Consider the following 11,716-nt stretch of genomic DNA (forward strand, 5'->3'; position numbering starts at 1 on the left):
CTCGACAGCTTGATCACCGCGTCGCGTGCACACTGCACGCACTCAGCAGAAACGACATCTCATGAGACCGAACCTTCCCTCGCAGGCCCTCGGGCCTGTCCGGCACCGTGTGACCCTCGGCGCCACGGCCGCGTTCCTCGGCCTGTCCGTCGCCCTCGGCGGCGGCCTCGCCACCCCGGCCGCCGCGGCGGACTCCGCGACCCTGTCCGGGATAGTCCTCGGGGTCGGCGCGAGCGAGTCCCAGCGCACCGTCAGCTGGTACTCCACCACCGACACCGCCCAGAAGGTCCAGCTCGCCCCCACCTCGCGGCTGGACTCCGGTGAGTTCCCCACGGACGCGGCGGCCTTCGACGCGCTCGGTGCCGCCAACATCGCGACCAGCGGCGGCTACAACCGGCACGCCACCCTCACCGGCCTGAAGGAGAACACCGCTTACTCGTACCGGGTGGGCTCCGAGGGCAACTGGTCCCCGACCTACTCCTTCAAGACGCAGGACTTCGAGGGCGAGTACGACTTCCTCTTCCTCGGCGACCCGCAGATCGGCTCCTCGGGCGACCTCGCGCAGGACCAGGCGGGCTGGGCGGACACGCTGGACGTGGCGACCCGGGCCAACCCGGACTCCGAACTGCTGGTGTCCGGCGGCGACCAGGTCGAGAGCGCCAACAACGAGTCCCAGTGGACCTCGTTCCTCGCCCCCGACCAGCTGCGCCAGTACCCGTGGGCGGCCACCATCGGCAACCACGACGTCGGCGGCAAGGCGTACGAGCAGCACTTCTCGACGCCGAACACGGACCGTTCGGGCTCGCTGTACTCCAACGGCAACCCGGACTCCAACACCTCGGGCGGCAACTACTGGTACATCTACAAGGATGTCCTGTTCATCGACCTGAACAGCAACAGCTACGCCACCTCCCAGGGCGGCGGGGGCGACGAGGCGCACACCAAGTACGTCGAGGACGTCATCGACCAGCACGGTGACGAGGCGAAGTGGAAGGTGCTGGTCTACCACCACTCCATCTACTCGCCGGCCTCGCACGCCAAGGACAAGGACAACAAGGTCCGCCGGACCGACTTCCCCACCACCTTCTCGAAGCTGGGCGTCGACCTGGTCCTCCAGGGCCACGACCACAGCTATTCCCGCAGCTACCTCATCAAGAACGGTGAGAAGGCGGACCCGCAGGAGCAGCCCGGCGCCGCGGACGTCTACCCGGGCCCCGGCGGCGTCCTGTACGTGACCGCCAACTCGGCCTCGGGCTCGAAGTACTACGACATCACGGCGCCCGACTCCAGCGGCACCAGCGGCGCGGGCAACGGCGCCGACCCGCTGAACCCGGACAGCTACTGGTACAACTCGGTGCAGAACCAGGAGCACGTCCGCAGCTACGTCAAGGTGCAGGTCCGCAACGACAAGCTCGTGGTGGAGAACCTGCGCAGCGGCACCTGCGACGCGCCCAACTCCGAGGTGTCGCACGGCGACTGGTGCAACAACACCACCGAGAGCCAGCCCGTGGGCTCGGTCGTCGACAAGGTGAGCATCCACCCGTACAACGGTGACGGCCAGTCGCTCCAGGTCGACGTGCCCGAGGCTGCGCCCGGCGAGTTCGGCTGGACCATCGACGGCTACAACGGTCTCGTGGACCTCGGCACCGCCAAGGAGATCGGCGGCGACCACTTCACCGCCACGGGCAGGATCAACCCGATCCTCGTGTCGGACACCCGTCGTTCGCTGTCGCCGTGGTCGGTCTCGGCGAACGTGAGCGCGTTCAAGGACGCCGACAAGAAGTTCGCGGGCTCCTACCTCGGCTGGACGCCGTACATCCAGAACCAGGGCGCGGGCGCGCAGGCGGGTGCCTCCGTGGCCTCCGGCTACGACGACGGCGGCGACGGTCTGGCCGTGTCCCGGGGCCTGGGCTCCGCGGTCCAGGGCCACGCCCGCGGCACCGCGAAGCTGGGCGCCGACCTGGACCTGAAGATCCCGGACAGCGTCGAGAAGGGCGGCTACCGCGCCACCCTCACGATCACCGCGCTCAGCAGCTGATCGTCCCCGCTCAACCGGCGGGGCGGGCCACCACCACGACCGGCGGCCCGCCCCGCCTCCCTTTTCCGAGAGAGAACCCGACATGCACGCAGCGCCATCACCCCTCCCCCGCAACCGAGTTGCCCGCGCCCTGGTGCTCGCGCTGCTCACGGCCCTCGCCCTCACCCTCGCCGGGCCGACCGCCTCCGCGCACGCCGCCGAGGGAGAGGTGACCTGGACGGTCCGCACGGCCGCCAACGACTACGGCGACGCCCGGTCCAGCTTCACCTACGGCGTGAATCCCGGTGGTGAGGTCCAGGACGCCATGGTCGTCGCCAACCACGGGAAGACGGCTCTGAGGCTCGCGGTGTACGCGTCCGACGGATTCACCACCGACAAGGGCCAGTTGGACCTGCTCACCCGGGACAGGAAGTCCGTCGGCATCGGGGCGTGGGTGCACGCGGACAAGGCGAGCGTGTCGATCGCGCCGGGCAGGAGCGCCGAGATCCCGTTCACCGTGTCCGTACCGGAGAACGCCACGCCCGGCGACTACGTGGGCGGACTGCTGACGTCCCTGCGGCAGGCCGACGACGCCGAGGGCATCAACGTCGACCGGCGCCTCGGCATCCGCGTCAAGCTCCGGGTCAGCGGCGCCCTGAACCCCGCCCTCGCCGTGGAGAACCCGCACGTCGGCTACGACGGCACCGCCGACCCCTTCGGCCGGGGCGACGCGACGGTGACGTACACCCTGCACAACACCGGGAACGTGGTGCTGTCCGGGAACCAGGAGGTCACCGTCGAGGGCCCGTTCGGGATGTTCACCGCCGACGCCGGTACCGTCGCCGCCCCGCCGGAGCTGCTGCCGGGCGAGAGCTGGAAGATGACGGTCCCGGTGCGGGACGTGGCGCCCTCGGGCCGGCTGACGGCCACCGTCACCGTCGTCCCGCTCGTCACCGACGCGTCGGGCACCACGACCGCGAGGAAGGCCGTACAGGCCACGGCGCACGGCTGGGCCGTCCCGTGGACGCTCCTGCTCCTTCTCCTCGTCCTGCTCGCCGCCGCCACGGCCTGGTTCCTCCTCGCCCGCCGCGCACGCTCCCGCCGCAAGGGCCGCGAGGAGGCCCGGGTGAAGCGGGCCGTGGACGAGGCGCTCCGGGAGAAGGCGGACTCGGCCGCCTGACGTGTCCTCAGGGCGATCGCAGCGTCTGGGACGGTGTCTCGCCGAAGCGTTTCCGGTAACTGGCGCCGAAGCGGCCCAGATGGGCGAAACCCCATCGGTAGGCGACCTCGGTGACCGTGTCCGTGGCCGGGTCCGCGGCGAGCAGGTCGTCGTGGGCACGCTGGAGACGTACCTCGGCGAGGTACCTCATGGGCGGCATGCCCAGCTCTCTGCGGAACGCTTCCTGGAGGGTGCGCAGGCTGACCTGGCCGATCGCCGCGAGGTCGTTGGCGTTCAACGGTTGCCCGGGATGCTCCCTTATGGCCTCCACCACCCGTCTGAGCGCCGCGGAGCGCATGGGGGGCGCGGGCGACTCGAGCGCGTCCCGGAAGCCGTGGTCGGCCGTCCGGAGCAGGCCCTCCAGCAGGACCTGTTCGAGCCGTTCCGCGATCACGGGCTGCTGGAGCAGGCCCGGGGGCGTCTCGTGGTCGAGCAGCACCCACCGCACCAGACCCACCCAGCTCTGCCCCGCGCCCCGGGAGACGTCGATGGTGAGGGAGAAGTCCGGATCCTTGATCACGGGGCGGCCCAGGAGTACCTCCAGCTGCCGCCAGAGCGCCAGTTTGTCCACCTTGACGGTGAGGGTGCGGAAGTCGTCGGTCCAGTCGTCCATGAAGATGCGGCGCTCCGTGTCCATGAACGCTCCGCTGCTCGTCGTCGCGTAGGCGAGCTGGCCGCGCCCCTGCTGGACCCGGGAGCCGCCGATCAGGGGCACCACCACCTGATAGACGCCCGGTTCGTCGAAGCCCACCAGCATTCTCGTGCCGCAGGTGATGTCCCCGATGGTCAGGGCGCCGACGGTGACGACGTTGAGCCGGGTGTCGAAGTCGCCCATCTCCCCGACGACGTCCAGGCGAAGGTCGAAGTAGTGCGAAGCGATCGCCGCTCTCGCCTCGTCCAACGACTGCGTCCTGTACTCACTCAACGCCGGCATGGTCTTCCCGCACCCCCTCCGGACCGCGCGTGCGCCGGACGCCGTCGGTCACCCCGGCGGCACCCGGTCACCCACTGTGCCCAACGAAGCCAGGCTTCCGTGCGGTCCGCCCGGGAATGCGCACCGGATGATCACCGCACCGACTCAAGCAGAGCGCTATTGCCACCTGGGGTGTCTATCACCGTGCTCCGCCCGCCCGACAGCGGGTATCCCGGCCAACACGGCGGTAATACGCCCTTGGGCGCGGCCTGTCTATGGCTTGTGGGTGACCCAGAGGAGTTCGGCCGGCCAGTGGCGCGCCCAGTCGGGCGGATCGGTCTCGTTGTAGCCGTTGGGGGTTCCGGGTGCGGGCCGGGACTCGATGAGGTCGTCGATGACGAGACCCGCGCCGGTGAGGACCCTGACCCAGTCGCCGTAGGTGAGCTGATAGCTGGTCGCGCCGTCGCCCTCGGCGATGGCGTCCAGCCCGAAGTAGTCCCGCTGGAGCGTCGTGGTCACCCGGCGGGCCTCCTCGTCGTAGCACGCCTCGAACCAGGGGCTGGCGACGTTGAACACCAGGCGGCCACCGGGCCGCAGGACCCGTGCGGCCTGCGGGACGGCCAGGTGCGCGGGTGCCCAGCTGAGCCCGCCGAAGTCGCAGAACACCAGGTCGAAGCTGCCGTCGGCGAAGGGGAGGTGTTCGGCGGCGCCTTGTACGAGCGGGTAGCGGTCCGCTCCCATCGCGCCCCCCGCCGCGGCGAGCTGGGCCTCGGACAGGTCCAGCCCGATCACGGTGGCGCCCTCCGCGGCGAGCGCCCTGGACCACTGGCCGGCGCCGCAGCCGAGTTCGAGGACCCGCTTGCCCTTCACCTCTCCCAGGGCCCGCACCTGCGCGTCGGGGATCGAGTACATGCCCCACAGCCGTGGTGCGGCGCCGATCCGCGGATCGTGCTCGCGCTGGTAGGAGCTGCTGATCCGGTTCCACAGACGCCGGTTGGCGGGGGTGCTGTCCACGCGCCGACTCCAGCATCGTCGGCCGGGCGCGGTCAACCCGATGGGCGCGCCGTCCGGGAGCCCGGCGTCCGGAGCACCACGCAGCCGCCGTCGGCGACACGCTCACGATCGCCGACGGCGGCTGCCGGGGTACCGGACCTCGGTCCGGGCCGCGGTCGCCTTTCCCGCGCGGGGCCTGTCCTCAGGCGGGCCCGTCCTCAGGCGGGCCCGTGCGGTGTGGCGACCCGCTCCGGCGGCCGGTCCTCGGCCATGGGACGGTCCTGCGCCATGGGGCGCTCCTCGGACAGGTCGAAGAGGTTGCCGCGCTCGACCACGCACAGGGCCCAGATGATCGAGCCCGACAGGGCGATCATGACGACCGACCAGACCGGGTAGTACGGCAGAGAGAGGAAGTTGGCGATGATGACGAGTCCCGCGATCACCACGCCCGCGACACGTGCCCAGGTCGCGGTCTTGAGGAGCCCGGCGCTGACGCCCACGGCCACCACACCCAGCGCGAGGTGGATCCAGCCCCAGGTGGTCAGGTCGAACTCGAACACGTAGTTGCGTGTCGTCACGAAGATGTCGTCCTCGGCGATGGCCATGATGCCCCGGAAGATGGCGAGGAGGCCGACGAGGGAGAGCATCACGGCGGCGAAGGCCGTCAGGCCCGCGGCCCAGTCCTGCTTCGCCGAGTGTTCCGGTCGGGTGTGTGTCGCGGTCATCTTGCGCCTCGATTCATGCGGTCCGTTCGCTCAGCGAGCGGTGGTGCCGGAGGAGGAGCCCGCGTGCTGCGCCGATCCGGCGCCGGACAGGACCAGGTCCTTCGCCCTGCGGAACTCCTCGTCCGTGATGTCGCCCCGGGAGCGGATCTCGGACAGCTTGGCGAGCTCGTCGGCGCTGCTGGTCCCGCCCGACGCCGTCTGCCTGATGTAGGCGTTGAACTCCTCCTGCTGCGCACGCGCCTGCGCGACCTCCCGGCGTCCCATGTTCTTGCCGCGGGCGATCACGTAGACGAACACGCCCAGGAAGGGCAGCACGATGGTGAACACCAGCCAGCCCGCCTTCGCCCACCCGCTCATGTCGTCGTCACGGAAGATGTCGACGACGATCCGGAAGAGCAGGACGAACCACATGATCCACAGGAAGAACCAGAGCATGCTCCAGAAGACGCTCAGCAGGGGATAGTCGTACGCCAGGTACGTGTGCGCGCTCATCTCTCTCCTCCGTCCCGGGCACTCGCCCGGCCTCCGTCGGCTGCTGTTCCCAGCGTGGACAGGGTGAGCACCGGACGGCCTCACCCGATGGGGGTGAACGGCGATGTCACGCCGATGTGCCGGGGGCGCCCGGTCCCCGGGGAAGCGCCTTGCGGAGCGCGGACCGCCATGCCAGCGCGAGCCCCACCTCGGCGAGGCCCAGCAGGACGAGCCACAGGCCGAGCAGCCGGGTCAGGGCGCGTGCCGACTCGGTGGGCATGGCGAGCACCACGATCCCGGCGGCGATGGCGAGCACGGCGACCACCGCGACGACACCGCGGTGGGGCAGGTCCTTCGCGGAGATCGCCGTGTAGAGGCTGAGGATCCCGGACACCAGCCACACGGCCCCGGTGATCAGGGACAGCGCGGCGATCGTCTGGAGCGGGTTGCGCAGGCTCAGCACCCCGGCCAGGACGAACAGCACGGCCACGAGGAGGCCCGCGAGCCGCTCGTGCCCTTCGCGGGCGAAGACGGCCACGAACCGGAACGTGCCGGCCGCCAGCAGGTACAGGCCGATGATGACGGCCACGACGTGCAGCGTCGCGTCCGGCCAGACCAGGATCAGGATGCCCGGCACCAGGGTCGCCACGGCCGAGCCCAGGAGCCAGGTCCAGGAACGGCCGAGCCGCGCGAGTTCGTCCGCGGGATCACCGGCGGGACGGTGGGCCGCCCCGTCGGGGCCTGGGTGCTGCCCGGCGGGTGATGCCGGTCCACGCGACATGGTCATGGCTCCTCCTCGCGTGCTCAGGCATCTTCTCCGGGGGCCGGAGGGGCGGGTGAGGGGGTGCGACACCTGACCGTTCCAGGGTCGGACCCGCCGCTCGGCGACCGGCTCACCCACCACGGGTGATCCGTCGGCGCGGCCGTGGCGGTGAGCTGGAGATCCCCGGTGCCGGGCCCCACGGCGGGGACGGACAGGACCTGGCCCGCTCCGGGCCGGGGACGCTTCGGCCGGCCGTCGGCGACGAACCGTTCCCGCCGTTCCCGGCACGTGCGCCGGCACCGGCATCGAGCCACCGGGCCACCGGGCCACCGGGCCACCGGGCCACCGGGCCACCGGACGAGACGAGGAGACGGACCATGACCGTGCCGAGCGATTTCACCTCGTCGCTGTCCCCAGCCGAGCGAGCCGCGTACGGCAGGAGCGCGCGGCGCAAGGCGCCGCGTTCGTCGCACGGCACGTACGAGGCCGCGCCGCAGCGGCTCGACGCCGTCGAGATGGTGGAGCGCCAGTCGGCCGAGCGGGTGCGTGAGCTGGTCCCGATCCGCTACGGCCGCATGCTGGAGTCGCCGTTCCGCTTCTACCGCGGTGCCGCCGGGATCATGGCCGCCGACCTGGCGCCGCTGTCCGACACCGGGCTCCGGGTGCAGCTCTGCGGGGACGCGCACCCGCTGAACTTCCGGCTGCTCGCCTCGCCGGAGCGGCGTCTGGTCTTCGACATCAACGACTTCGACGAGACCCTGCCCGGACCGTTCGAGTGGGACGTGAAGCGGCTGGCCGCCGGGTTCGTGACGGCGGCCCGCGCGAACGGCTTCTCGCGCAGGGAGCAGAACAACACCGTGCGGGCCTGTGTGGCGGCGTACCGGGAGCGGATGCGGGAATTCGCCGGGATGCGCACGCTGGACATCTGGTACGCGCAGGACGCCGTCGACCGGATGCGGGAGCTGCTGGCCTCGACGATGGACGAGGACACGACACGCCGTACCGCCCGTGCCACGCGGCGGGCCCGCACCCGGACCCATCTGCGGGCGTTCGGCAAGCTCACCGAGGTCACGGACCAGGGGCGGCGCATCACCCCCGACCCGCCCCTGATCACCCCGCTCGACCAGCTGTTGGACGACCCCTCCGAGGAGGGGCGCGAGAAGCAGCTGCGCGGCCTGGTCGAGCAGTACGCGCGGACCCTGCCGTCCGAACGCCGTCACCTGCTGGGCCGCTACCGACTGGTGGACATGGCCCGGAAGGTCGTGGGCGTGGGCAGTGTCGGCACGCGCTGCTGGATCCTGCTCCTGCTGGGCCGGGACGACGACGATCCCCTGCTCCTCCAGGCCAAGGAGGCCGGGGAGTCGGTGCTGGCCGCGCACACGGGCGGCGACCCGTACGACAATCAGGGGCGCCGGGTGGTGACCGGGCAGCGCCTGATCCAGACGACCAGTGACATCTTCCTGGGCTGGACGCACGTCGTGGGCCTCGACGGCCGGGACCGGGACTTCTACGTGCGCCAGTTGTGGGACTGGAAGGGCATCGCGCAGCCGGAGACCATGGGGCCGGACATGCTCTCCCTCTTCGGCCGGTTCTGCGGGGCCTGCCTGGCACGCGCCCACGCCCGCTCCGGCGACCCCATCGCCCTGAGCGCCTACCTGGGCACGAGCGACCGTTTCGACCGGGCGCTCACCGAGTTCGCCCAGTCCTACGCCGATCAGAACGAGCGGGACTTCGCGGCGCTGGAAGCCGCCCGCCGGGCCGGCCGGATCAGGGTGGAGCGGCTCTGAACCGTCCCCCCGGGCCCCCGGCCCCCTCGGTCACGTCGTGCGGCAGGTCCCGTCACTCCGGGACCTGCCGCATCTCCATGACGCGCAGTCCCAGTGAACGGCACCTCGCCAGCAGCCCGTACAGGTGCGCCTCGTCGACGACGGGGCCGAACAGGACGGTCTGGCCGGCCATCACCACATGGCCGAGCTCAGGAAAGGCCTGGGCCAGCGTTTCCGACAGGTGTCCTTCGACTCGGATCTCGTAGCGCACGAGCTGGTCTCCCACCAACAGCGAGGGACGGGTGGAGTGTGCCCTTGGCAGCGATCCTCTCGCCGCCGCGCCGGTCGGGGCCTCACCCGATACAGGTGACCGTCCCGGACCTCGCGGGTCCGTCGCACGTCGGCCAAGGGGCGGAGATAAGTCGCGGGGTGCGTCGGCAATGGGGCGGGCGTGCGTCGGGAGGCGTCGGCGACAGGTCGGGCGTGCGTCGGGGAGGTTCGGCGGCGGTCAGTGCGTCAGGACGATCTTGAACGAGATGATCATCAGGCCGAGCAGCAGATTGACCGCCGCGGTGGCCGCCATCAGCCGCCGTGAGGCACCGGCGCGCCGCGCCGCGGCCACGGACCAGCCCACCTGGCCGGCCACGGCCACGGCGAGCGCGAGCCAGACGGCACCGCGTACGTCCAGGCCCAGCAGCGGGCTGACGGCCACCGCCACGGCGGGCGGGACGGCGGCCTTGACGATCGGCCACTCGTCACGGCACACATGGGCGACGACCCGGCGGTCCAGGGTCTGGTGCGCCAGGCGGGCGCCGAACAGCTGGGCGTGCACATGGGCGATCCAGAACACCAGGCCGGTCAGCAACAGCAGCACCACGAGCTCGGTGCGCGGGAACTCTCCCAGGGTGCCGGCGCCGATCACGACGGAGGCCGCGAGCATGGACCCGTAGACACCGCCGGTGTAGTCCTCCCGCTCCCTGCGGGACGTGTTCGGGCCGGTCTTGATTCTGGACACGGGAGGGTTCCTCCGGGCTCAGTGCGTCGGGCCGGGAGCGTCGGCCCCGGCGTCGGCGTCCGACGTCCGCGGCCGGCCCGCCCGGCCGGTCGGCAATTGGGGAGTGACCAGGAAACTGGCGAGAGCGATACCGCCCGTGGCGAGGATGGCCGCCTTCAGGCCGTCGAGTTGCGCGGAGGCGTAGGAGTCGGCGACGGCCTCCACCTCGGACGGCGGCAGTCCGGCGCGTTCGGCGGCCTGGCGCACCTGGTCGGTGGGGACGAAGGTGATCCCGGCTTCGAGGGAGACACCGACCTGGTCACGGGTCGCCTCGGACAGCCCCGGATGGTCCGCCACCTGCGAGGTGAAGGCGTGGGCCAGGGCGCCGATGAGGATGGACCCGATGAGCGCGGTGCCGAGCGCGGAGCCCAGGTTCTGCGCCGTGAACTGGAGCCCGCCGGCCTCGCTGCGTTCGTCCTCGCCGACGCTGGACTGGACGACGTTGCCGAGCTGCGAGGCGAGCAGGCCGACCCCCACGCCCAGCAGGGCCATGGCTCCGGCGAACTGGGCGTCGTCGATGGCGGGTTCGATGGTGGCGAGCAGCCACACGACGGACGCGGCCAGGATCAGCAGGGCCAGCCGGACCACCCTGCGCGGTCCCATGATCCGCCCCAGCGCGGACCCCGACAGCGAGGTCACGAACATGGTCACGGACACCGGGAGGAGCCGCAGGCCCGTCTGGAAAGCGTCGAATCCCTGGACCACCTGCAAGTAGAGCGGGATGGTGAAGAACAGCCCGAGCAGGATGAGGTTCTGGCTCAGGAGCGTCAGCAGACCGGAGCGCAGCACCGGCCTGCCCAGCAGCGACAGGTGGACGAGGGGAGCGGCGCCGGTGGCGTCGCGGCGCCGCTCCCAGTGGCGGAAGACGGCCAGGACGGCCACCCCGGCCCCGACCACGAAGAGCGTGGGAGCGAAGCCGAGGACGGTGAAGGGGGCGTTGCGGGGCTGCACCCATCCCCAGGTGCTGCTCTGCAGCACCCCGAGGACGCAGAGACCCAGTCCGGCCGCGGAGAGCACGGCGCCGACCCCGTCCAGCGAGGGCCGCGGACCGGTCTGCGCGGGCGTAGCGATCACCCGGCGGCACAGCAGGACGGCCACGACGATCACGACCTCGCCCGCGAAGACCAGCCGCCAGGTGAGGTACGTCGTCACCCAGCCGCCCAGCAGCGGTCCGACCGCGATGCCGGCGCCGGCGAGCCCGCCGATGACCGCGTAGGCGACGGCGCGGTCCTTGCCCCGGTACGACTCCGCCACCAGGGCCGCCATGGCCGGCAGCACCATCGCCGCGCCGAGGCCCTCGATGACGGACCAGCCGAGGGTGAGGACCCACAGCGTGGGTGCCACGGCCGTCAGGGCCGAGCCGACGGCGTAGACGACCAGGCCCAGGAAGAACATGCGGCGGCGGCCCAGGATGTCGCCGAACCTGCCGCCGATGATCATGAAGGCGGCCATGACCAGCGCGTACAGGGTGATGACCGCCTGGATGGCGGTGACCTCCGTGTCGAAGTCCTCGACCAGCTGGCTGACGGACACGTTCATGACGGAGGTGTCCAGGACCATCAGGAACTGGGCCGTCCCCAGGACGATCAGTGGTCGCCAGGACTTCACGCTCTCCACCTCGCTCGCGGTGGCGGGGAAGCGCCGTCGGCCGGCGGCGCAGGTTCCGGGCTCCTTGCAGCGGCACGTCCCGGTCGTCGTGTCGCGCCCGGTGTCTGCCCACGGTGACCGTGACGGCCCCCTGCCGACCTCCCCCGCCGCGGGTGAGTCTCGGCGGGCGATCACCCGGCGCGTCCCC

Annotated in this window: 11 protein-coding genes; 3 read left to right on the plus strand and 8 right to left on the minus strand. The window is 71.4% G+C overall.

The genetic code is table 11. From position 1 onward, the window contains the following. Nucleotides 1-61 precede the first annotated feature (61 nt). Both ACIPSE_RS27760 and ACIPSE_RS27765 read left to right on the plus strand, forming a co-directional pair. Nucleotides 62-2,038, plus strand: a complete 1,977-nt coding sequence (locus tag ACIPSE_RS27760; RefSeq protein ID WP_401667360.1) for a fibronectin type III domain-containing protein — start codon at nucleotides 62-64, stop codon at nucleotides 2,036-2,038. A gap of 82 nt (nucleotides 2,039-2,120) precedes the next feature. After that, entirely contained in the window at nucleotides 2,121-3,197 is a 1,077-nt protein-coding gene (locus ACIPSE_RS27765; RefSeq protein WP_401667362.1) for a WxL protein peptidoglycan domain-containing protein, read from the plus strand. Nucleotides 3,198-3,204: 7 nt separating this feature from the next. On the opposite strand, the gene ACIPSE_RS27770 is transcribed toward ACIPSE_RS27765, so the two are convergent. The 5 genes from ACIPSE_RS27770 to ACIPSE_RS27790 all read right to left on the minus strand — a co-directional run bounded on the left by ACIPSE_RS27770 (nucleotide 3,205) and on the right by ACIPSE_RS27790 (nucleotide 7,125). Then, nucleotides 3,205-4,161, minus strand: a complete 957-nt coding sequence (locus tag ACIPSE_RS27770) for an AraC family transcriptional regulator (protein WP_401667364.1) — start codon at nucleotides 4,159-4,161, stop codon at nucleotides 3,205-3,207. A gap of 261 nt (nucleotides 4,162-4,422) precedes the next feature. Continuing rightward, on the minus strand, nucleotides 4,423-5,163 hold the full coding sequence (locus ACIPSE_RS27775; RefSeq protein WP_401667367.1) for a class I SAM-dependent methyltransferase: 741 nt from the start codon (nucleotides 5,161-5,163) through the stop codon (nucleotides 4,423-4,425). 197 nt (nucleotides 5,164-5,360) lie between these two features. Next, nucleotides 5,361-5,867, minus strand: coding sequence for a hypothetical protein (locus ACIPSE_RS27780; RefSeq protein WP_401667369.1), 507 nt, complete (start codon nucleotides 5,865-5,867; stop codon nucleotides 5,361-5,363). 30 nt (nucleotides 5,868-5,897) lie between these two features. Continuing rightward, entirely contained in the window at nucleotides 5,898-6,359 is a 462-nt protein-coding gene (locus tag ACIPSE_RS27785) for an SHOCT domain-containing protein (RefSeq protein WP_401667371.1), read from the minus strand. Between the two features lie 106 nt (nucleotides 6,360-6,465). After that, nucleotides 6,466-7,125: an HdeD family acid-resistance protein gene (locus ACIPSE_RS27790; protein WP_401667373.1), complete on the minus strand. Its 660-nt coding sequence runs from the start codon at nucleotides 7,123-7,125 to the stop codon at nucleotides 6,466-6,468. Between the two features lie 353 nt (nucleotides 7,126-7,478). Here ACIPSE_RS27790 and ACIPSE_RS27795 point away from each other — a divergent pair, with 353 nt between their 5' ends. Beyond that, nucleotides 7,479-8,888 (plus strand): DUF2252 domain-containing protein, encoded by a 1,410-nt coding sequence (locus ACIPSE_RS27795; RefSeq protein WP_401667375.1) that lies wholly within the window; start codon nucleotides 7,479-7,481, stop codon nucleotides 8,886-8,888. 52 nt (nucleotides 8,889-8,940) lie between these two features. Here ACIPSE_RS27795 and ACIPSE_RS27800 read toward each other — a convergent pair whose 3' ends face one another. The 3 genes from ACIPSE_RS27800 to ACIPSE_RS27810 all read right to left on the minus strand — a co-directional run bounded on the left by ACIPSE_RS27800 (nucleotide 8,941) and on the right by ACIPSE_RS27810 (nucleotide 11,529). Next, nucleotides 8,941-9,138: a hypothetical protein gene (locus ACIPSE_RS27800; RefSeq protein WP_401667377.1), complete on the minus strand. Its 198-nt coding sequence runs from the start codon at nucleotides 9,136-9,138 to the stop codon at nucleotides 8,941-8,943. 237 nt (nucleotides 9,139-9,375) lie between these two features. After that, nucleotides 9,376-9,882: a hypothetical protein gene (locus ACIPSE_RS27805; protein WP_401667380.1), complete on the minus strand. Its 507-nt coding sequence runs from the start codon at nucleotides 9,880-9,882 to the stop codon at nucleotides 9,376-9,378. Nucleotides 9,883-9,900: 18 nt separating this feature from the next. After that, the gene (locus ACIPSE_RS27810) at nucleotides 9,901-11,529 is read right to left on the minus strand and encodes an MFS transporter (protein WP_401667382.1); all 1,629 of its coding nucleotides are present in this window, start codon (nucleotides 11,527-11,529) and stop codon (nucleotides 9,901-9,903) included. Nucleotides 11,530-11,716: the final 187 nt, after the last annotated feature.

Origin of the sequence: Streptomyces sp. NPDC090106 (genome assembly GCF_044747265.1) — a bacterium.
GTDB lineage: Bacteria > Actinomycetota > Actinomycetes > Streptomycetales > Streptomycetaceae > Streptomyces.